Here is a 23,286-nt window from a genome sequence, read left to right on the forward strand (position 1 = left end):
TATTTGCCTTTCCTTGGAAAAAGAATACATAATAATTAAAGGTGCCAGAGAGCACAATTTGAAAAATATCGATCTCGAAATTCCGAGAGATACGTTTACTGTAATCACCGGACTTTCTGGATCAGGAAAATCTTCGCTTGCCTTCGATACAATTTATGCTGAAGGTCAGCGCCGTTATATCGAATCTCTTTCAGCTTACGCACGTCAGTTCCTCGATATGCTTGAAAAACCGGATGTAGATCTCATTGAAGGTTTAAGTCCTGCAATTTCAATTGAACAAAAATCAACAACAGGTAATCCACGTTCAACTGTTGGAACAGTTACAGAGATTTATGATTATCTCAGGCTTTTATTTGCGCGGGTTGGAATACCTCACTGCTATAATTGCGGCAAACCTGTAAAAAAGCAAACCTCAAATCAGATAATTGATTCAATCATTTCAACATTCAGGAACAAAAAAATCTCTATTCTCTCGCCATTAATCAGAGGAAGGAAAGGTCATTACAAAGAATTATTTGAAGAAGTTTCGTCGGATGGATTTCTAAGAGTAAGAGTTGATGGTGAGATTGTTGAGATTACAAAGGGATTGCAAATTGATCGTTATAAAATTCATAATATCGAAATAGTTGTTGATAGATTCAGTGTTAATGATTCAGCAAGAACAAGAATAGCAGAATCAGTTGATGTTGCTTTGAATTATGGCGAAGGAAGTATCATCGTTAATGATGGGAAAGAAGATCATATTTACAGCAGACAGCTAGCCTGTCTCGATTGCGGAATCAGTTATCGTGAACTTGCACCGAATTCATTTTCATTCAATTCACCATACGGATCCTGCCCGGATTGCGAAGGACTTGGCGAAAAGAAAGAACTTGACATCAACTTGATTATTCCAGATTGGGATAAATCGATTAATGATGAAGGACTCGCGCCACTCGGTAAACCGCGAAAGATCTGGTTTTTCACTCAGCTTGAAGCAGTTGCAAAAACCTACAAGTTTAATTTCTATACTCCGCTAAAAAAATTATCTGATGCTCAGAAAGAAGTGATAATAAACGGGAGTAAAGAGAGAATCCCGTTCACATATACTTACAACAATGGAAGACCGGTTCAATATATGCATCGTTTTTCAGGAGTTGTCAAATACTTAAAACATTATTTTGATTCAACTGCATCGAACAGCATTCGTGAATGGGTTGAATCATATATGAATACTATTCCCTGTGCAACTTGTAATGGTGGAAGATTGAGGAAAGAATCTCTTGCGGTAAAATTCAATGGAAAGAATATAAGCGAGATAACCTCACTTTCAATTTTAAGAGCGATTGAATTTTTTAAAAGTGTCAAGCTAAAAGGCAACGAAGCATTGATTGCCAAACCAATTTTGAAAGAAGTAAATGAACGATTAGAATTTCTTCATAATGTTGGTTTAGATTATTTAACGCTTGGTCGTTCAGCGAGAACTTTATCGGGCGGAGAATCACAACGAATCAGACTTGCAACACAAATCGGAACTCAGCTTGCCGGTGTACTTTATGTTCTTGATGAACCTTCGATCGGACTGCATCAGAGCGACAACATCAAGCTTATTAATTCGTTAAAAAATCTTCGCGATTTAGGAAACACAATCGTTGTTGTTGAACACGACAGGGAAACAATCGAGAGTTCGGATTATATGGTTGATCTCGGTCCCGGTGCAGGTGAGCATGGTGGAAATGTGGTAATGGAAGGTGATACAAAAAAACTTTTGAATTCTGATAACGGTTACGATTCTATGACTCTTTCTTATTTGCGATGCAGACAAAAAATTAAAATACCTGATGAAAGAAGAAAAGGAAATGGAAAATTTATCACGCTTAAAGGTGCAAAAGGAAATAATCTGCAGAATGTGAATCTGAGAATTCCTCTTGGTACATTGACACTAATTACAGGTGTGAGCGGTTCAGGCAAATCATCAGTGTTGAATGAAACACTTGTAAAAATTCTGATGAACAAACTTTACAATTCTAAATCAGTTCCTCTTCCATACAGTAAAATTGATGGATTAGAGAATATTGATAAGATTATTGAAATTGATCAATCACCCATTGGCAGAACACCAAGATCGAATTCTGCAACTTATACCGGACTATTCACTTTCATACGTGATTTGTTTGCAGAACTTCCTGAAGCAAAAATGAGAGGATATAAAACCGGAAGATTCAGTTTTAATGTTGCTGGCGGAAGATGTGAGGAATGCGGCGGCGATGGTTTGAAAAAAATTGAAATGAATTTTCTTCCTGATGTTTATGTTCACTGCGATTCTTGTAAAGGAAAAAGATATAACAGGGAAACTCTCGAAGTGCTGTACAAAACAAAATCTATAGCTGATGTATTGGGCATGCGTGTTTCCGAAGCGCTTGAATTTTTTGAAGATCTCCCGCGAATCAAAAGAAAAATAAAAGCTCTTAATGATGTTGGATTAGGTTACATAACTCTTGGTCAGCAGGCAACAACACTGTCCGGCGGTGAAGCGCAGCGAGTAAAGCTTGCAACTGAATTGAGTAAAGTCTCAACAGGAAAAACTTTGTATGTACTCGATGAACCAACAACAGGTCTTCATTTTGAGGATGTAAGAATCCTTCTCGATGTTCTGAACAAACTTGTTGATAAAGGAAATACAGTTGTTGTAGTTGAACATAATATGGACGTAATAAAAATGGCTGACTGGATAATTGATCTTGGTCCCGGCGGCGGTGAATTTGGTGGAAAAATTGTAGCCGAAGGAACTCCTGAACAGATAGTTAAAATGAAAAACTGCTTGACTGGAGAATATCTGAAGCGTGAATTATAATTGAAGGACAATAAACAGATGGGAAATCATAAAATCATTTATTCGGTTAACAGCTTCTCTATTCTATCAACAAATCTCTGCATATTTTTGAAATCAACGGTTACTTCTTCAAAAGAAAAGGTTTTAAAGTCTTCATAATCACTCTCCATCCTGTTTTCCAAAGCATTTCTGTAAATATCTCCAAATTCTTTTTCAATCTTTTTGGATTTAACAAAATTTTTATTGAACCATCCTAAAAGCTGATTATGTTTAGAAGTAGAAAATCCATATTTAACTCCCAAAGCTAAAGCAGAGTAAAAAATGGCATAATAAATTCTGTTTTCTGCACTATGTAAAAAGTTTTTTGAAATATCATCTTCAGCTTCTTTTATTGTATCTTTTGCTCTTTGTATCCGATGCTTAATGAGAGCTTCTGTATCAACCGGCATAAAAAATACCCTCTGTTAGCACTGTATGTCTAAAAGGTGTTGTGGGTTCAGAAATTTCAGTGGTGTTATAAATTTTAGCGTCAATGAAAATGTCATACTTCAGTTCAATATCATAGATAATTTTTATTATTTCTTTTTTAAATACCCAGTCAATCTTTCTATCAAATACAAACACAATATCATAATCTGAATCAATATTATGGCTGCCTTTTTTTCGCGAACCAAAGAAATAACTTCCTCGAAAATCTTTATATTTTTTTGTTAATATGATATTAATTTCCTTAATTATATCTTCAATGACTATTACAGTATCCATAAGATTATGATTTATTATTTAATTTTTATATACCAATATATTTATTTAACTATAGTTAAACAATTGAAGTTTTAGAAAAAATATTTTTTATCATTTTATGACTAGTTTTAGAGTTTATAGCGGTGAATAATTATCGCAGAAAGAACACCGGAAGGTCTAGTTAAAAATTCAAAAAGCGTTACAGGGAAGTTTCTAAAAGTTGAATTCAACCAGTGACGTTGAAATGTAATTTATCTTACTCTATTTTTACTGGCAGTTATGATTTTTTTCTTCTTCAAAAATGGAACACAAATGAAAAAATTTTTAATAATTCAGATTGCAATAATTATTTTATTTGGGAATATTAATTATGCTCAGTCATTTTATTCCGAAAATCCTCTTGTTGCAACTTACTCAATCGTTGCACGAGATCCTGAAACCGGTGAAATGGGAGTTGCAGTTCAATCTCATTGGTTTTCTGTTGGATCAATAGTATCGTGGGGTGAAGCAGGTGTTGGAGTTGTTGCAACACAGTCTTTTGTTAATCCTGCGTTTGGTCCGGATGGACTTGCATTATTAAAATCAGGAATGACTGCCGAACAGGTTGTTGATAAACTTATTGCAGATGATGAAGGAAGAGATTTCCGTCAGCTTGCAATAATTGATGTGAACGGAAACGTAAAAAGTTATACAGGGAAAAATTGTATTCCCGGTGCAGGAAATATTGTTGGCGATAATTATTCAGTTCAGGCTAACCTTATGCTGAATGATAAAGTGCCGGCTGCAATGTCAAAAGCATTTGTAGAATCAAAAGGAACGCTTGCTGACAGAATGATGACAGCACTTTTTGCTGCTGAAAAAGTTGGCGGAGATATTCGCGGTAAACAATCGGCAGCTATTTTAATTGTTAAAGGAAAATCAACAGGCAAAGTTTGGGAGGACAGGTTAATTGATCTGAGAGTTGAAGACGATCCATATCCTCTGGAAAAACTTGAGAGATTAATAAAAATCCATCGTGCTTATAATTATATGAATGCGGGAGATCTTGCGATTGAGCACGGTGATATGGAACTTGCGATGAAGGAGTATTCAGCCGCAGAAAAAATGTTTCCGGATAATGAAGAAATGAAGTTCTGGCATGCAACAACACTTGCCAATAACGGAGATATTGAAGGTTCGCTTCCGCTTTTTAAGGAGGTTTTTTCCAAAAATCAAAACTGGAAAAATCTAATACCAAGATTAGTCCCGATCGGATTATTAAATGTGAATAAAGAAGAACTTAATAAAATATTATCAGTAAATGAGTAATGAAATGAAATCAGTATTAATTATCACTTCGCTATTACCTTTATTAATTTTCATTAGCTGTAATTCTGATGAACAAAAGCCTGAACCAAAGCAGATGCAGGGTCAGCAATATGTTCTACCACCAACGCAGGAACAGAAGCAGATTCCAATTCAGAAACAGACAGGCATTGATCCCAAAGTAGCTGAAGATATTATCGCAGCGGTAAAAGAGAATATTGCTGCCACTGAAGCAGAAGATAAGGAGCGTGTGTTGAAAACGATTCACAAAGATTCACCACAGAGAAAATCTACTATAAACGGGATGGATTTTGTATTTGCAAACTTCGATATGAAATTTGAGCTTGAAAAGGTAGAAGTTCTCGAGGTGACTGGCGATGATGCAAAGGTTTATTATGAACAAACCACTCGCGCAATCAAAGGTGAAGGATTTGCCCCAACAAGGGCAACAGGAATTCATTATATGAAAAAAGAAAACGGCAAATGGAAAATATTCAAAACTGAGTATCTTGAGAATCAACAAATAATGTAGGACTAATAATGAATAAAGAAGTATTAAAAAATTGTTTGAACTGTAACAGAACAGAAAATGAAATTCCGCTTGTTACACTTAGCTATTCAACTAAACCAGCATATATATGTTCGCATTGTCTTCCGCTGCTGATCCACCATCCTGAGCAGCTTATAGGAAAGTTGAAGGGCGCAGAAAAAATTCCACCTGCTCAGCATAATGATTAGGTTTCTCCATTCATTATTAAATTTTGAAAAGGGGAAATTAAAATCATCACTAATAATTCTTTTATTTGTATTCACAATAATTTCTTGTGACCATGGATTAGAACCAGCACCACTTGAATCTTCAGGATTTAGCGGAACTATTACATTCATTAGTCCCTGGCCAGATAGTGTAAAAAGATCTTTCCTCGTTGTATTTGAGGATCCGCTGCTTTCAGATACTGATTTTACAATTTTAAATTTGAAATATTTAAGCAGAGAAATTCCTCTCGGAGTCCAAAATCATCATTTTAGTTCTCTGGATTCAGCATACATACCAGCAACTCCCGGTTCATTTCCATCGGGGACATATTCTTATGTAGCAGTCGTACAGCAATCAACAGATGAAATATCACTTGCGCGTAAAGATTGGTTTGTATCAGGTATTTATTATACAAATAGTGATACTACAAAGCCAGCAAAGATGATTATACCTGACAGCACATTTGTCGAAAACATAAATATCAAAGTTGATTTTAACAATCCACCATCACAACCGCCGGGTGGGAATTGAAGTTCCTGTTCGAAAAAAAATTATCCTATGCGGCGCAGCGGTTAATCTTTATTCCAATCATTGTCTTTCTATTTACTGAAATAATTTTTGCACAATCATATTCAATCAGGGGTAAAGTAGTTGATCCAAAATCAAAACCGATTCCGGGTGTTAATGTAGTACTTTTAAACACAGAGTTTGGGGCTGCAACTGATGCTGATGGAACATACGAAATATCAAATCTTCCCTCAGGTAATTATACAATTGAATTTTCTGCGATTGGTTATCAGAAATTCAGAAAAGATAATGTTGTTATTAAAGATGAATTAATTATTCTTAATGTAACATTGATTGAATCAGTAATTCAAACGGATGAAGTTCTGATTACAGCAGGAAAGTATGAACAAAAAAAATCTGACCTGACGGTAAGTACAGAAATTATTTCTGGCAGTAAATTTTCTGAAAGAAACTTCAGTAACCTGGAAAGCGCTATGAGATATGTTCCCGGTGTAAATATGACAGAAGATCAGATTAGTATTCGAGGTTCAAGCGGATATAGCAGAGGTACGGGCTCAAGAGCATTATTAGCAATTGATGGTCTTCCATTTTATACAGGCGATTCCGGAGAAATTGTATGGGAGATGATTCCCACTCTGGAAATTCAGAGAGTAGAAATTATTAAAGGTGCTTCAAGTTCACTTTATGGTTCATCTGCAATTGGCGGTGTGATAAATAGTATAACAAAAGATATTTCAGAAAAACCACTGACAATGTTTAACGGATTTTATGGAGTTTATGATAAACCTTATTATAATGAATGGGATTGGTCGGGAGAGAGAAGACCATTCAACGGATTAACACTTTCTCACTCAAATACTCTGGGAAATTTTGGATTCAATGTTTCACTTACAAGACTTGAAGAATTAAGCTATCGGAAGGATGATGATTCTAAAAAATATATCGGTTTCCTGAAAACAGTTTATAATTTTACCCCGATTTCTTCGATTACATTTTTAGCAAACACATTCAATAAAAAAGCAGGGCAGTTTCTATATTGGAAAGATTCACGAAATGTTCTTGTTCCACCGGATCAGAATCTCAATGACAGAATTGAAACAAATCGTTATCTGTTCGGGCTTATCTACAAAAGCATTATTGAGAATAACATTATTCTGAATATCAAAACAAGTTATTACAGAAATTATTTTAGGGATAATGAAACGATTCCAAACGAATCAACTTCACATCTTTACCGCGGTGAAGTTCAGATAAATAAAAATATTTTAGATGATATAGTATTAACAAGCGGAGTTGAGGGAACTTTCTCACAAGTTAATTCCAGTTTATTTGGTAACCCGGATGCTTTCACTATCGGAGCTTACACTGTCGGAGATATAACGTTTAGTTTTCCCCTGATTGCAAGTCTGGGAGTGAGATATGATTACAGCAAGCTTGACTCTCTCGAAGGCGCAGGTGCAATTTCTCCAAAGATCGGATTGAATTATAAACTCACAAAGGAAATTATTCTGAGAACTTCACTCGGAACGGGATTTCGTGCACCAACAACAGCAGAAGCTTTTACTTCAACTTCAACCGGTGGAATAACAGTAAAGCCTAATCCAAATATTAAATCAGAGCATAATTTATCTTTTGAATTTGGTCTAAACTTCACACCCCTCAGTTTTATAAATCTGGATGTGGCATTTTTTCAGAATGAATATTATGATATGATTGAACCCGGAGTAGATCCTTCGGATGGTTTGGTGTATTTCAGTAATCTTATCAGAGCGAGAATTCAGGGGATGGAAGCAGGAATTTATTTTGATTTGATACCGAACGAATTTTCTTTTTCTTGTAATTATACTTATCTATGGGCAAGAGACCTGCAAAACGGAATTGCACTACGTTATCGTCCAAGACACATTTTTTATTCTGCATTGGATTTCAGAAAATGGAATTTTGATTTAGGAATTAACTTCCGATACACAAGCAGAGTTGAAGAAATTGATGATGAACTTGTTGATCTTGGTATTGTGATTGATGGCGACATTCGTGTTCCTGTTTATACAACTGACCTGAACTTTGGCTATAATTTTATTGCAATGAGATTTCCGATAAATATTTATTTAACTATCAAAAACCTTTTCAATTATAATTATGTTGAACTTATTGGTAATTTGAGAAAAATAAGAAGTTATTCAGTTGGAATAAACCTTGCAATTTAATTCTGTCCGAAATCCTTTCGCTTGCATTTCTCAATCTAAATTTGAAATTTAACCAAAGTTAAAATGTATGTTAGTTTAGTAAGAACTTTTTAGTACGGAGGTGTGAAAATGAAAAATATATTTACTTTATTGTTTAGTTGTGCTTTGCTTACAAGTTCAATTGCACAACAGGCAAGCGATTACTTTCCTTCACAAACAGGATTTGAATGGAAGTTCAAACAAACTCCATTGGATTCATTAAATAACCCGGTCCCTTCTTTGGCAGCATTCAGGATCGATTCATTTGCATCAGTTGCAAATTATGAGGGGAGATTAGCAAATATAATCCCGACTAAAACTGGTCCGCTATCAACAATTCGATATCAGCCATTCCTTGATTCGCTGTTTTACAATATGGAAGGAACAAATGGTTTTGAATATTTCAGCATTAGCAGAATTGAAGAATTCCTAATCGAGCTCGATTCGATGGGGATAGATCCCAATTTTAGTTTCCTTGATTTTTTTACTTCGCTGCAGGATTGGTATTCAACTTATAGATTCGCTTCAAATATTAACACAGAATATACATTGATTTCTGTTGATACGACTGTTGGTATTTATCCTCTTCTTTTCGAATATCTTGGAATGAGAATAGACGATGAAACCATTTCAACAGTCTTAGGCAATTTTGATTGTAAAAAATTTCTTTTGCAGTGGAAGGTTTCATACAGATTGCTGCCGCCTCCATTTCCACCAGTTGAATTAATTGCAACAAATGATACGATTTGGATTGCTCCAGATAACTGGATTGTTCAGGATATTATTCCCTCAAATCCTGTTGATCTTTCGCTGCTTGGTATTCCGCCGTTTTACATTCCGGGACTTGAAACAAAACTAACTGATGAAATTGTAGTCTCAGTTCCCGATGATAAAACAAATCCAGTATCTTTTATACTTTATCAGAACTACCCCAACCCATTCAATCCAAGTACAATAATAAAATTCACAATTCCTGTCACCCTGAGCGGAGGCGAAGGGTCTTTTGTAACTCTTAAAGTTTATGATGTGTTAGGTAATGAAGTTGCAGTTTTAGTTAATGAGGAAAAAGATCCTGGTATTTATGAAGTAGATTTAGATGGCAGTAAACTTTCAAGTGGAATATATATTTATAGATTAACTGCAGGTGGATTCACTGATACGAAAAAATTAGTTTTGTTAAAATGAAATTCGTAAAACCATCCACCCTCTCCTTTGGAGAGGGACGGGGTGAGGCCTCAATCTGTTAATGAAGAAAAACCTGCAGGAAATTATGAAGTAGAATTCAATGGTCATTCTGACGAATCCGCCAACGGCGGACAGAATCTCACGAGTGGTGTGTACTTTTATCAGTTAAGAGTTGGAGGTCCTGAAACAAGTTCAGGACAAGGTTTTGTCGAAACGAAGAAGATGTTGATGCTTAAGTGATATGTCACTTAACCTGCCTGTCGGCAGACAGGGCAGAAATCCCGCTTTGCGGGGATACTAATGAAATAACATTTTTATTTGAGATGCAATATCGGAGAGTATTATCTTACGATTATTTTATTGAAATCAACTTAAAATTGTTTCGAAAATAATACTATTATATAATTTGTATTTGAGCATCATTCCATATATTAACTATTACAAATATTAAATTATCTTTCCTTAATATTTTTATTAAATCATCCATACTATTTATAAACTTCTACTTATGTATTTGTAGAGAGTAAATAGTATAATACGAATCATCAATATAGGAGATAGTAATGAAAGTGTTTTCATATTTTGCTTGTCAGATTATTGTGATCTGTCTTTTCCTTCCGAATACTGTCTGGTCACAATGGATTCAAGAAGGAAGCAAAGTTATTCCAAATAGTTATATAGGATCTACAGTATGGTTTGGGTATTCCGTTGCATTATCAGCGGATGGAAATACAGCGATCGTTGGCGGAATTGGCGACAATGCAAATGCTGGAGCAGCATGGGTTTATAAAAGAGATATTGGTGGTAACTGGATTTTTGAAGCAAAACTAATTGGTTCCGGTGCAGTTGGAAATGCAAGTCAAGGATTTGCTGTCGCACTTTCATCTGATGGCAATACTGCACTTGTAGGTGGTCTCGGAGATGATACAAATAAAGGTGCTGTCTGGGTGTTTACCAGATCCGGTAGTATATGGAGTCAGCAGGGGAATAAACTTGTAGGATCAGGTGCAATAGGGAACGCACAACAAGGCAGCGCTCTATCACTTTCCGCAGATGGTAATATGGCAATCATAGGAGGATTCCGTGATAATAACTTTGCTGGTGCTATTTGGGTTTTCACGCGAACAGGGAATGTTTGGTCTCAACAAGGAAGTAAGATCACCGTTTCAGATGCAATAGGCAATGCAAGATTTGGAATTTCAGTCGATCTTTCATCGGATGGGAGTACTGCCATCGTCGGAGGTCATACAGATAATACTAATGCTGGAGCTGCGTGGATATTAACCCGAACCGGTACAACCTGGCTGGTTCAAACAAAACTTACTGGTGCAGGTGCAGTAGGAACTGCCCGGTTTGGTCGCTCAGTTTCTATTTCCTCCGATGGGAATACAGCTATCGTTGGTGGATATGAAGACAATGCTTCTACAGGTGCCGTTTGGGTTTTCACCGGAAACGGTAGTACGTGGACACAACAAGGCAACAAACTTGTTGGATCCGGTGCTACAGGCAATGCAAGTCAGGGATTTTCAATATCTCTTTCATCAGATGGAAACACTGCATTGGTTGGTGGTATTGATGACAATGCGACTGCTGGTGCAGCCTGGGTTTTTATCCGGAATGGTGTGGTATGGTCACAATCAGGAAATAAGCTGGTTGGTTCGAGTGCTATTGGCAGTGCAAACCAGGGCGGTGCTGTTGCAATCTCATACGATGGCAATACAGCAATCATCGGAGGGATTGCCGATAACATTAATTTAGGAGCCGCTTGGGTTTTCATTCCAGGTACAACTTCTATTCCGGTTGATGAAACACTTTCTGGATTTTTGTTGGAGCAAAACTATCCCAACCCATTTAATCCAAGTACGGTAATCCGTTATCAGTTACCGGTAACCGGTTTCGTAACATTGAAAGTTTATGATGTGTTAGGTAATGAAGTTGCAACTCTGGTTAATGAAGAAAAACCAGCAGGAAGTTATGAGGTAGAATTTTCAGTGGGTCAGTCCGCCACAGGCGGATCCAGTCCTGACATAGCAAGCGGAATTTATTTCTATAAACTGCAAGCTGGATCTTTTGTTGAAACAAAGAAAATGTTGTTGTTGAAGTAACCCGAGAACTTATTCTGCAATCCCACTCAATTAAGTCGGGTGGGATTTTTTTTGCTCTCAGACAACTCACAGGCTATTGTTTTTAATCAAAAAATATTTGATGTTAGCTGACAAGAAAACATCTACACTTTTAGGAAGGTCATATAGTCCTAGATAAACTATCCCCTAAATTACTCGGCGTCATTCAGTCCTAAGCGTGGATGCAGTGCTTCGGTTCTGTATTTGCGTTCTGTTTTTTCAAATTCTTTGAATTCATTGATAAACAATTTATTTATTGGAAAATATTGGAGGATTGAATGTTGTCTCAACTAATCTTATTGTTATCGATAATCTCACTTACTACAATTTCATTTGCTCAGGATATATCTGGCAATCTTGAGGGGATATTAACAGATTCTCTTGGTAATCCTTTACCCGGAGTGAATATCACAGTGCAAAGTGATAATCTTCAAGGTCTAAAAGGTACGGCTACAAACCAGAAAGGATATTTCGGAAACTTCTACCTTCCTGTTGGCAGTTACAAAGTAAAAATAAGTATGATCGGTTTCAGAGATTTAGTTGTTGAAAATGTTCAAGTCAGGCTTGGTAAAACGACCTATCTGGGTAATCTGAAATTATCTCCTGAAGCAATTAATCTTCCCGAGATAACTGTCTCAGAAGAAAGAAATATTATCGATCCCACAGCAACGACCTACGGTGGAAATCTTCAGCCAAAGTATTTTGATCAATTGCCAATTGACCGGGGTTATCAAGATATGGTAACTTTATTACCTCAGGCGAATGTAAGTTTCTTTGGAGATGCAGCTAATATTGGCGGTGCTACAGGTTTTGAAAACAAATATTTTATTGATGGAGTGGATGTAACAGATCCTTTATTCGGAACTACTGGAATGAACCTTCCTTATAATTTTATTCAGGAGGTTGAATTAAAAGCTGGTGGGTATGAATCTGAATATATCAGTGCCCTTGGTGGACTGGTTAATGCAGTAACTTATTCTGGAACGAATGATTTTCATGGTTCTGCATTTGGATTCTTCACAAATAACAACCTGACTGATAATCCGCGATTGGGTTTACTTGACCCGACTCAGGGAGATATTTCTAAATACGATTTTGGTTTTAGTATAAGAGGACCAATTGTACAGGAAATGCTCTGGTTTAGTGTTGCATACAATCCTATTTTTGACAACCACGATGTTGAAATTCCTGTATATGGAACCTATACAGACAAAATTGTAACTCATTCTTTCGCTGCAAAACTGACCTGGAGTGCATCATCAAAATTGCAACTTATTTTTTCTGCAAATGGAGATCCTTTTACTGAAGACTATGTCTGGCCTGGAAATCTAACAGATTCAACAACTAATCCAGACTTGTATCTTGAATATCACACAGGCGGTATGTATAGTGCTTCGGCTAAAGGTATTTTCACTGTCAGTTCAGATTTATTATTAAATGCATCTATTGCCAGAGTAATCAGGCATGATACCGGTGAGCCAGCAACAGAGGCAGGCAATGCTGCATATTTTTATGATTTTATAACACAAACTCAATCAGGTGGTACCGGTGGCTGGTATGATTCATACCGCTATAATACGATTGCAAAAATATCTGGAACTCATTCCTTTTACACTCATAATATGAGTGCTGGAATCGAGTATAAAGTTAATGGAACAGATAATAAGTATTTCTACAATTCTATTAATCATGATTTTTCGGCATTCTTCGACACAATTATGTACAGGGAGAACATTGGCGAAGGATTTCAAACCGTTCAACAGAGACTTCCATCTTTTTATATTCAGGATGCCTGGCAAATTTTTCCAACACTTCGATTCAATGTTGGGGTAAGATGGGATGGGCAGTACGTGATTGGCTCAAACGGTGAGCTTGCACAGACAATTGATGTGCCGCTCCAGCCACGTCTTGGACTCATCTTCTCACCGAGTGAAAATGGTTCAGATAAAATTTTTGGTTCTTATGGCCGGTATGTTCAGGAACTTAATCTGGGCACAGGTATGGCATATTCCGATCAGGGATATAATTCTACAATTTACTATTATCAAGATCCAAGATATTACCCTGAACAAGAACCCATTTATTCAGAGTACAATCAATTTTCTATAGCGCCAGAAGTGGAAAATCTTCAGGCACAGTACTATGATGAATTCAGCCTCGGATATGAAAGAATAATCTGGAACAACTTTAAGATTGGTATCCAGGGATTATATAGAACCCTTGGTCAAGCGATTGATGATGCTTTTATTTTATCTGATTTTAGGTGGGGTGTTGGTAACCCTGGGAAATACCCGTTGCAAGATCGTCCTGAAGCGATAAGAGATTATGCAGCTTTAATCATCAGTATTGAACGACGTGGTGATGAGCACTTTAATTTTCTTGCTTCGTATGTACTTTCAAGAGACTATGGAAATTATGAAGGATTATTTGATGCATTTTATCACAGTCCATTTCCAAATCAGGCTATGAGTTATGATAATGCATTTATCTTCGAAAACATAAACGGGCTTGTGCCGAACGATAGAACTCACGTATTTAAATTTTCAGGCTCATACAACTTTCTATTTGGATTAACTGCAGGAATAACGTTTTTATTAGAATCCGGTACACCGTTAAGTGAATATACCATTGGAAGTTTTGGTACTGGAATACACTTCCTGACTCCGCGTGGATCTGCTGGCAGAACTCCAACTGTCTGGGATCTTGGTGCAAGATTTACGTATCCATTACCTCTTATGAATTTATTCCGTTCCCGAATTATTCTTGACTTATTTCATATTGCAAGTCAGCAGGAACCTGTAGATATTGATCAGCAGAAATACTTTGTTAATAGAAGTGGAAACCCAACCGAGCCAAATCCAACCTACGGTCAGGCATTCAGATACCAGCCATCTATGTCTATGCGTCTGGGAATGGAAATAAATTTTTAAATGAAATCTTTGTTCAAAATAACGTTTGTCATTTTCGCATTTGGATATTCGCTTTGCATCGCTCAGCAATCAAAAATTACTTTTGAACATTTTGGATTAAAGGATGGTTTACCCTCACTTACCGTTCCCTGCCTTTTTCAAGATCGCATTGGTTATCTATGGTTTGGAACTTTCCATGGGATTGCTAAATATGATGGATATTTATTCGTTTCTTATACACCGATTGAAGGAGATTCAACTAGCATTTCAAATGCATATATCAGAGCTATTTGTGATGATAGTTATGGAAATATCTGGATTGGACACTCACAAGGACTAGATAAATTTAATAATTCAACAGAATCCTTTACTCATTTTATTCTTAATAATAAATTTCCCTTAACGGATTGGTGTAATCATGTGCTTTCACTCTTGGAGGATAGTGATAGTACCCTTTGGATAGGTACAGGGCGTGGGCTGTATAAATTTAACCGGGAAACAGAATCTTTTGAGTGGTATACTCACAATGACAGTGATTCAGGAAGTTTAAGCAGCAATAATATTAATGCAATTTATGAAGATAAAGATAAAAAGCTTTGGTTTGCAACTGGTAAAGGCCTAAACTATTATAATAAAGAAAAGAACTCATTTGTACATTATTTATATCCAGCAGAAAAATATAAAGACTATGGAAATGTTGATAATCCTTATTGGCTGCTATCAATTCTAGAAGATAATGTCGGAACATTTTGGCTTGGTAGTAGTGGAGGAATAATAGAGTTTAATCGGAAAACAAATGAACATGTTTTATATCAGCATGATGAGAAAGATCCTGAGAGTCTGGCTGATAATATAGTGCTTTCAATTAGTGAAGACAAAGAAGGCTACCTCTGGATTAGTACTAAAGAAGGAGTTGACATTTTTGATAAAAAAACTAAAGTATTTTATCATAATAAACATGACAACAAAGATCCCCAAAGTATTGGCAGCAATGATGTTGGACAAATAATTACTGAGAAATCGGGAACAATTTGGATTTCTCTTTACGGAGCTGGAGGTGTGGCTAAATATACACCACCAAATCCACAGATAAAGCAATATAATGATAACAACTTCTTATCAGGAAATATTCAGATAATTTACGAAGATGAAAAGAAAACACTTTGGGTTGGATTACAAGATGGACTTTTAAAATTTAATTCCAAAAAAGAAATTTTTGAAAAAATACTTTTCAATAAAGAGATAAATCATATTTTAGAAGACCAGACTGGAACTCTATGGGCTAATATTTGGAAAGAAGGTATTTATAAGATCAATAAGAATGATATAGCAAATACATTTCTAGATGCACGAAAAGCAAAGTTTCCAACTTCAAATACAGCAATATGTAAAAGTGAAAATGGAAATTTTTGGATTGGAAATACGGTAGGGGATATTTTTCAATTTAATCCTCTTTCTGATGAAAGTGAAATTATAGCTCATTATCCTACCTGGATCGAAGCAGTTTTTGAAGATTCAAAAGGAATATTATGGATTGGCACCAGAGAGATGGGAATAATATGTTATAATATTAATGCAAAGGTATTCAATTATTATTCACATATTGCTAATGACTCATTGACAATAAGCGGTAATAACGTAACTCAATTTTGTGAAGATAAAAATGGCGATATCTGGATTATTGCTAGCCAAACAATAAATAAATTTGAAAGATTAAAAAATAGATTTATACATAATATTGGAAAAAATAATTTCCCTAATGATGTATACTATATTATGGAAGATGGAAACAGAAAGCTTTGGTTTACTACTCTCGCGGGTGCTGTCATATATGATATTGATTCGAACAACTTCACAACTTATAGAAATTTAATCGGTATTGGATATAAAAGTAAAAATGGAGAAATATTATTAAATGATTTTAGCAGTATTATTCGATTCAATCCCGATAGTTTAAGAGAAAATCCTTTTATACCACCTATAGTTATTACAGATTTCAGGTTGTTTGAAAAATCTCATTCCTTCGGAAAAGAAATTCAAGTGCCATATAATGAAAACTATATCTCTTTTGAATTTGCTGCTTTGAGTTTTATCAATCCTGAAAAAAATCAGTATTCTTATAAAATGGAAGGAGTGGATAAGGATTGGATTAATTCCGGTTCAAGAAGATATGCTTCTTATCCAAATCTTGATCCGGGTGAATATACTTTCAGAGTGAAAGGATCCAACAACGATGGTGTTTGGAATGAAGCAGGAACTTCGGTTCTAATAATTATTTCTCCGCCTTGGTGGAAAACCTGGTGGGCTTATTCTTCGTATGCTTTGATTTTTGCATTTACTCTTTTTGGAATCAGACGTTATGAGATGAATAGATTAAAACTGAAAGATAAGATAAAGCTGGATGAAGCTGTGCTTAAAGAAAAAGAAGAAACGGATAAAATGAAATCGAGTTTCTTTGCAAATATCTCCCACGAGTTTAGAACACCGCTTACATTAATTCTTGGACCAGCAGAAAAAATCAGTTCAAAAACTTCAGATGATGTCGTAAAAGATGCGAACATTATTAAAAGAAACTCAAGACGATTACTCCAATTGATCAATCAATTATTAGATCTATCAAAGCTGGAGTCAGGTAAGTTAAAGCTTGAAGTCTCGAAAGGAAATATCGTTTCATTTGTAAAAGGTGTTGCTTTATCATTCGAATCTCTGGCTGAATCAAAGGATATAACTCTAAAACTTCTTCCTGAAAAAGAATTTATTGAAATGTATTTCGATAAAGAGAAAATGATGAAGATATTGACGAACATTTTATCGAATGCATTCAAGTTTACTTCGGAAGAAGGAAAAATTACGGTTTCGATTAAAGAGAATAAATTGAGTAGTGTCATTTCGAGGGAGTCATCGACCGAGAAATCTCTTTCGACTAACAATGAGATCCCGAAACAAGTTCGGGATGACAACGTAGTAGAAATAAAAATCAGAGATACCGGAATCGGAATAACTCAGGAAGAAATTCCAAAACTCTTTGACAGATTCTACCAGGTTGACAGCTCACACACAAGAGAATATGAAGGAACAGGAATTGGACTAGCTCTTACAAAAGAATTAGTTGAGCTTCATCACGGAAGAATAATTGTTGAAAGTGAAAAAGGAATATTTACTGAATTTACTTTGCAATTTCCTCTTGGCAGAGATCATCTAAATGATGAGGAGATCATTGATGAAAAAGCAGATGTCATTCTGACACCCGACAAAGTCGGGATGAAGAATCTCTCTCTTGATAGCACTGTGCTAATTAATACCAGAGATTCTTCGTCGTCGGTCAGCAGCAGGACTCCTCAGAATGACATTGAAGCTAATGGAGACAAAACAATCATCCTTGTTGTTGAGGACAATTATGATATGAGACAGTACATCCGAGAATCGCTCGACGGTAATTATCTGATTGAGGAAGCAGTCAACGGAGAACAAGGAGTTAGAAAAGCAGAAAAAATTATTCCCGATCTGATTATCAGTGATATGATGATGCCGAAGATGGATGGGAACGAGTTAGTGAGAATATTGAAGAACGACGAAAAGACAAGTCACATCCCTATTATTCTTCTAACAGCAAAAGCAGGACAGGAAAATAAACTTGAAGGACTTGAGATTGGTGCGGATGATTATCTTACAAAGCCATTCGACATAAAAGAACTTCAAGTAAGAATTAAAAACCTGATAAGCATCAGGAAAAAGCTTCAGGAAAAGTTCAGCAAAATTGCAACTCAGATACCAGAAATAAATAAGCAAAAGCTAAGCAGTCTTGATGAAAAATTTATGGTAAGAGTTGGAGAAGTAATTGATAAACATATTTCGGAGGAGGAGTTTGATATAGAACAATTTTGTAGTGAAATCGGAATGAGCAGAACACAGCTTCATAGAAAACTCAAGGCACTAACAGGAAAATCAGCAAGTATTTATGTGAGATCGTTTAAACTAGAAAAAGCAAGGAAATTGATAGCTGATCAGTCGGGAAATATCTCGGAAGTTGCTTACTCTTTGGGATTTTCCAGCCCAGCTTATTTTTCCAAATGTTTCAAAGAAGAATTTGGTTACCCGCCGAGTGATGTGAAAAAATAAATTAAGATATTTCATTCAGTTAAAAAGTAACTCACCCTTATCCCTCTCTTATTAGAGAGGGAATTATTATAACCAAATCAGTTTATTATCTTGTCATGTCAAGATATTCAAGAAAAAGTAAACAATGAGAATAAATCCTTCTCTTTTTAAGAGAAGGATTAGGATGAGTTCAGATTTACGTGATTATTTGGAACAATAGTATAACTTTTCGGAACAATATTGATATGCACCTCCTACTGGTTTTTATTTATTTGCCTCCGTAATTTTTTTTCACTAATAATTAAAGGAGGTTCTTATGAAAACCTTTTCTTTCTTAATTGTTTACTTCTTTGTTACTTTGTTATCTATTCCTGTAATAGCACAACAGTGGAATACAATGCATATAGCTGGATTACCAAATTCAACAAATTCTACTCTCATATTTTCACCGGTAGATGCTGATATTGTTTGGGGCATTCAATCTACAGATGCTGGAATAGTTAATCCCAAATTCATTCTTACAACAAATGGAGGCAATAACTGGAGTTTAGCGGATGTACTAATCCCATCAGGACATAATGTACAATCTATTCACGCCATAAATGCAACCACAGCTTATATAGCAGTAGATGACCCTGCCGGTTCAAATAGTGGCATTTATAAAACCACTAACAGTGGAACAAGCTGGGTGAAACAAGATTCTGCTTTTCTTGGTTCAGGAAGACATCCCCGGCATGTTTACTTTTTTGATGTTGTTCATGGACTCTGCATTGGTAATCCTCCGGATTCTGGTTATTGGGAAATTTATACAACCTCTAACGGAGGAACAAACTGGACACGCGTTCCTCAATCAAATATTCCGAATGTGGGGGATGATATAACTTTTACCACCACTTCAGCAGCTTCAGGATTCAGCTTTTGGTTTGGCACTTGCGGACGCGATTTATTCAGAACAGCTGATAGAGGTTTAACCTGGGCGGTTACACAAAATGCTTTTGCAGAACCACCCGACTTTTGTGGTGTTGATATTGCTTTTAAAAATCCTGGGAATGGTATTGCAGTTACTTACTTTGGAGATCTTATAAATAGAGTTTATAAGACAACAGATGGTGGAATAACATGGTCAAACCTTCCAACTCCTCCGGGAGAACCATCATTCAAATTTCTTAACCATGTCTCTGGAGATATTTATATAGCAACTTCTCATGCTACTGTTGGTCAGACGGTTACTCCAGGTTCTGCATTTACTTCAGATGACGGAAATACCTGGCATGTAATTGATGATCTTATACATGGTCCGGTTTGGTCTAAAAACGGTTTTTCCTGGAGTGGAGGAATTAATGATATGGTTTATAAAATACAGACTGAAGCACTGCCGTTTTCCGAATTCTGGACTACTCAGTATGCAAATGGTTTACCCAATTCGGTAAACCCTCAATTAGACTTTTCAGCGGTAGATGATAATATTTTTTGGGGAATTAGTATCGAAAATTCCAATTATGTTCGGACCATTGATGGCGGAACAACCTGGACAGTCGACACAATTCCAGGCGCGACCGGTTTGAGTGGTTCTAGTATTTCAGCATTAGATGCCTATATAGCTTATATCGCAATGAATGATCCATCTAATGCAACAAGCGGTGGAGTATTTAAGACAACTGATGGAGGATTAACATGGACGAAACAAACCACTGCTTTTCCTGGTTCAGGTGGATATCCTGCGCATATTCAATTCTTCGATTCCAATGTTGGTGTTGTAGTTGGTCAACCTAAATCAGGTAGTTATGAAATTTATACAACTTCAAATGGTGGATCACAATGGACTCAGGTTGTAAACGTTCCGGCGCCTAGCTCTGATGAAATTACAACTGGTTATGCAAGTGTGGGTAATAATATCTGGTTTGGAACAGTAGGTGGCTCACCAAATAATTTTTCAATTTACAAATCGACTGATCGGGGTCATACCTGGCAGCGTTTTCCACAATCGGGAAAAGTTACTCTTGCGCTGGCATTTAAAGATGCTTTGAATGGACTAGCAGTAAATTGTTTTGAGAGTAATGAGGTATTCAAGACTACCGATGGTGGTGTAACCTGGACGGCGCAAAATGGACCTACCAATCATTCAGCTATGTTTATCTCTTATGCAAAGGGAACACCGGGATCTTATGTTATTACCTCGCGCACAAATATTGGTTACCCCGTTCAAACTACTCCGGGTTCTTCATATTCAAATAATGATGGTGCAACCTGGATACCTATAGACAATTTACCGCACGGAGAAGCAGAATTTTCTTCAGGAGATATAGGATGGAGCGGCGGTTTAAATGATATAATTTATAAATGGGACTCTAATGTTTTAACAGGGATTGAGCACGATTTTACTGCGATTATGAGATTCAAACTTCTGCAGAACTACCCCAACCCATTCAATCCAAGTACGGTAATCGGTTATCAGTTGCCAGTAACCGGTTTCGTATCATTGAAAGTTTATGATGTGTTAGGAAATGAAGTTGCAACACTTGTTAATGAAGAAAAACCTGCAGGTAGTTATGAAGTTGATTTCTCCGCTCGAGGATTATCAAGTGGGATTTATTTCTACACTTTGCAAGCAGGGAATTTTACTCAAACTAAAAAATTAATTCTAATTAAATAACAATAACTAAAATCTTCAGGAGGTTTAAAGTGAAAGCTCTATTATTATCATTCTCGCAAAATGTAATGTCGTATTTAATCATACGCTTTACATCATATAAATTATTATTAACCATACTTCTATCAGTAATAATTTTTACTGATTCATCAAAAGCAGATCCTGTAATTGATTGGAATGCAACGGCAGTTACTGTACAGGGTAGAGTTCCGGCACAAAGCGGTGGTCTCGTTGACTTAGCATATCTGCATATAGCAATTTATGATGCAGTTAATGCTATTGATGCTAATCATCCGATTTTTGCAATTGATCCACCAAACAAAGTTCCTTGGGCAAACCTTCAAGCTGCTGTTCATTCAGCTGCACGTAGAATACTTATGACATTTTATTCTGCCGATAGCGTTTTTATAGATTCGGTTTATCAAGCAAGAATGTCTCTAATTCCGAATGATAGTACTAAAACAAAAGGAGCTGAAATCGGAAATACTACTGCAACTATGTACCTTTCATATCGTACCGGTGATGGTAGGCTAGCAAATATTCCTTACGTCTGGCAGCCATTAGCTCCCGGAGTTTATCAACCTACTCCTCCTGGTTCTCCACAATATACACCAGTTGCACCATGGCAAGCACAACTTCTGCCATTTTCGTTTAATTCACCTTCACAATATCGTGCACCAGCTCCTCCATTATTGACGAGTGCAGAATACACTGCTGATTTTAATGAAGTAAAAATGTATGGCTCGAGTGACTTTACTAATACAACTCCGGAAATGAGGGAAATTGCATTCTTTCATACTGAAAATCCTGGGATACACGTACCACGAAATATCCGAGATTTTGCAGCATCTCAGAATTTATCTTTAATTGACAATGCCCGGTTCTTTGTTCAGATATATGTTTCCATTGGAGATGCATTGATTAGTGGATGGAATTCAAAATATTATTACAATCGTTGGAGGCCATCAACAGCAATACGTAATGCCGATATTGATGGTAATCCCGCAACAGATCAGGATACTTTATGGCTGCCATTAGCTGTCACACCTCGTCATCCCGAATATGTGGCGGCACACGGTGTTGTAAGTGGGGCGATTGCGTACACAATCAACAATTTTTTTGCTACTCCAAATATTACAATTACACTTACAAGTACCGTTACAGGGACTCAACATACATTCACTAACATTTATGATTACTTAGATGAAATTACGAATGCCCGGATATGGGGTGGAATGCATTTCAGAACTTCTTGTCAGCAAGGAGTTCAAATTGGACAAGATGTTGCTAACTATGTTGCAAATCTTTTTGTACCTGTTGAATTGATTAGTTTAAATTCTATGATAAATGGAAGTGATATCACATTAACTTGGATTACTGCAACAGAAATAAATAACCAAGGTTTTGAGATTTACCGCAATGGAAATAAGATTGCTTTTGTTGAAGGTAAGGGTACAACAACCGAAACTCAGAATTATTCTTTCACTGATAAAAATCTTGAGTCCGGTATTTACAATTACAGACTTAACCAGATTGACTTTGATGGTACGCAAGAAGTTGTTGGAGAGTTGACTGTGTATCTAACATTACCGGAAGAATTCAGTCTGGAACAGAACTTCCCTAACCCATTCAATCCGAGTACGGTAATCGGTTATCAGTTACCGGTAACCGGTTTCGTATCATTGAAAATTTATGACGTGTTGGGAAACGAAGTTGCAACTCTTGTTAACGAAGAAAAACCTGCTGGAAGTTATGAAGTTGAATTTAACAGTCATTCTGACGGAGGTCAGAACCTGCCTGCCGGTAGGCCAGGTCTTTCAAGCGGAATTTATTTATATAAATTACAAGTAGGAAATTTTATTGAAACAAAGAAGATGTTGTTGTTGAAGTAACACGAGCACTTATTCTGCAATCCCACTCAATTAAGTTGGGTGGGATTTTTTATTTGCT

Annotated in this window: 14 protein-coding genes and 1 pseudogene; 13 read left to right on the plus strand and 2 right to left on the minus strand. The window is 36.2% G+C overall.

Translation table 11 applies throughout. The features are described from left to right. The first annotated feature begins 13 nt into the window (after positions 1 to 13). Positions 14 to 2,833 (plus strand): excinuclease ABC subunit UvrA, encoded by a 2,820-nt coding sequence (gene uvrA / locus HND39_10100; protein ID QKJ96606.1) that lies wholly within the window; start codon positions 14 to 16, stop codon positions 2,831 to 2,833. A gap of 38 nt (positions 2,834 to 2,871) precedes the next feature. Here the strand turns inward: uvrA and HND39_10105 are convergent, their stop codons facing one another. Further along, on the minus strand, positions 2,872 to 3,261 hold the full coding sequence (locus HND39_10105; protein ID QKJ96607.1) for a HEPN domain-containing protein: 390 nt from the start codon (positions 3,259 to 3,261) through the stop codon (positions 2,872 to 2,874). Then, positions 3,251 to 3,577: a nucleotidyltransferase domain-containing protein gene (locus HND39_10110; protein QKJ96608.1), complete on the minus strand. Its 327-nt coding sequence runs from the start codon at positions 3,575 to 3,577 to the stop codon at positions 3,251 to 3,253. The genes HND39_10105 and HND39_10110 overlap by 11 nt, the downstream gene beginning before the upstream one ends. A gap of 291 nt (positions 3,578 to 3,868) precedes the next feature. Between HND39_10110 and HND39_10115 the strand changes: the two genes are divergently transcribed. The 12 genes and pseudogenes from HND39_10115 (at position 3,869) to HND39_10170 (ending at position 23,228) form a co-directional block, all read left to right on the plus strand. After that, the gene (locus HND39_10115) at positions 3,869 to 4,864 is read left to right on the plus strand and encodes a DUF1028 domain-containing protein (protein ID QKJ96609.1); all 996 of its coding nucleotides are present in this window, start codon (positions 3,869 to 3,871) and stop codon (positions 4,862 to 4,864) included. Between the two features lie 4 nt (positions 4,865 to 4,868). Next, entirely contained in the window at positions 4,869 to 5,393 is a 525-nt protein-coding gene (locus HND39_10120) for a hypothetical protein (protein ID QKJ96610.1), read from the plus strand. An 8-nt stretch (positions 5,394 to 5,401) separates the two neighbouring features. Further along, entirely contained in the window at positions 5,402 to 5,599 is a 198-nt protein-coding gene (locus HND39_10125; protein ID QKJ96611.1) for a hypothetical protein, read from the plus strand. Next, a complete protein-coding gene (locus HND39_10130) occupies positions 5,592 to 6,149 on the plus strand; it encodes a hypothetical protein (protein QKJ96612.1) in 558 nt (185 codons plus the stop codon). The genes HND39_10125 and HND39_10130 overlap by 8 nt, the downstream gene beginning before the upstream one ends. Next, positions 6,146 to 8,353 (plus strand): TonB-dependent receptor, encoded by a 2,208-nt coding sequence (locus HND39_10135; GenBank protein QKJ96613.1) that lies wholly within the window; start codon positions 6,146 to 6,148, stop codon positions 8,351 to 8,353. The genes HND39_10130 and HND39_10135 overlap by 4 nt, the downstream gene beginning before the upstream one ends. 624 nt (positions 8,354 to 8,977) lie before the next feature. Further along, entirely contained in the window at positions 8,978 to 9,556 is a 579-nt protein-coding gene (locus tag HND39_10140) for a T9SS type A sorting domain-containing protein (GenBank protein ID QKJ97961.1), read from the plus strand. 57 nt (positions 9,557 to 9,613) lie between these two features. After that, positions 9,614 to 9,796 (plus strand): annotated as a pseudogene (locus HND39_10145) (hypothetical protein). A gap of 323 nt (positions 9,797 to 10,119) precedes the next feature. Further along, the gene (locus tag HND39_10150) at positions 10,120 to 11,661 is read left to right on the plus strand and encodes a T9SS type A sorting domain-containing protein (protein QKJ96614.1); all 1,542 of its coding nucleotides are present in this window, start codon (positions 10,120 to 10,122) and stop codon (positions 11,659 to 11,661) included. 296 nt (positions 11,662 to 11,957) lie between these two features. Continuing rightward, the gene (locus HND39_10155; GenBank protein ID QKJ96615.1) at positions 11,958 to 14,609 is read left to right on the plus strand and encodes a TonB-dependent receptor; all 2,652 of its coding nucleotides are present in this window, start codon (positions 11,958 to 11,960) and stop codon (positions 14,607 to 14,609) included. Further along, positions 14,610 to 18,707: a response regulator gene (locus HND39_10160; GenBank protein ID QKJ96616.1), complete on the plus strand. Its 4,098-nt coding sequence runs from the start codon at positions 14,610 to 14,612 to the stop codon at positions 18,705 to 18,707. A gap of 2,107 nt (positions 18,708 to 20,814) precedes the next feature. After that, on the plus strand, positions 20,815 to 21,339 hold the full coding sequence (locus tag HND39_10165; protein QKJ97962.1) for a T9SS type A sorting domain-containing protein: 525 nt from the start codon (positions 20,815 to 20,817) through the stop codon (positions 21,337 to 21,339). Between the two features lie 1,232 nt (positions 21,340 to 22,571). Continuing rightward, complete coding sequence (locus HND39_10170; GenBank protein QKJ97963.1) at positions 22,572 to 23,228, plus strand: T9SS type A sorting domain-containing protein; 657 nt, start codon at positions 22,572 to 22,574, stop codon at positions 23,226 to 23,228. Positions 23,229 to 23,286: the final 58 nt, after the last annotated feature.

It is taken from the genome of Ignavibacteriota bacterium (assembly GCA_013285405.1).
GTDB lineage: Bacteria > Bacteroidota > Ignavibacteria > Ignavibacteriales > Ignavibacteriaceae > IGN2.

Excerpts from the sequence above, each read along its gene's own strand:
- HND39_10105 (QKJ96607.1), bottom strand. The coding sequence starts at position 3,261 with ATGCCGGTTGATACAGAAGCTCTCATTAAGCATCGGATACAAAGAGCA.
- HND39_10155 (QKJ96615.1), top strand. The coding sequence starts at position 11,958 with ATGTTGTCTCAACTAATCTTATTGTTATCGATAATCTCACTTACTACA.
- HND39_10120 (QKJ96610.1), top strand. The coding sequence starts at position 4,869 with ATGAAATCAGTATTAATTATCACTTCGCTATTACCTTTATTAATTTTC.
- HND39_10170 (QKJ97963.1), top strand. The coding sequence starts at position 22,572 with ATGCATTTCAGAACTTCTTGTCAGCAAGGAGTTCAAATTGGACAAGAT.
- HND39_10150 (QKJ96614.1), top strand. The coding sequence starts at position 10,120 with ATGAAAGTGTTTTCATATTTTGCTTGTCAGATTATTGTGATCTGTCTT.
- HND39_10115 (QKJ96609.1), top strand. The coding sequence starts at position 3,869 with ATGAAAAAATTTTTAATAATTCAGATTGCAATAATTATTTTATTTGGG.
- HND39_10140 (QKJ97961.1), top strand. The coding sequence starts at position 8,978 with ATGAGAATAGACGATGAAACCATTTCAACAGTCTTAGGCAATTTTGAT.
- HND39_10160 (QKJ96616.1), top strand. The coding sequence starts at position 14,610 with ATGAAATCTTTGTTCAAAATAACGTTTGTCATTTTCGCATTTGGATAT.
- HND39_10130 (QKJ96612.1), top strand. The coding sequence starts at position 5,592 with ATGATTAGGTTTCTCCATTCATTATTAAATTTTGAAAAGGGGAAATTA.
- HND39_10165 (QKJ97962.1), top strand. The coding sequence starts at position 20,815 with ATGTTTATCTCTTATGCAAAGGGAACACCGGGATCTTATGTTATTACC.
- HND39_10110 (QKJ96608.1), bottom strand. The coding sequence starts at position 3,577 with ATGGATACTGTAATAGTCATTGAAGATATAATTAAGGAAATTAATATC.
- HND39_10125 (QKJ96611.1), top strand. The coding sequence starts at position 5,402 with ATGAATAAAGAAGTATTAAAAAATTGTTTGAACTGTAACAGAACAGAA.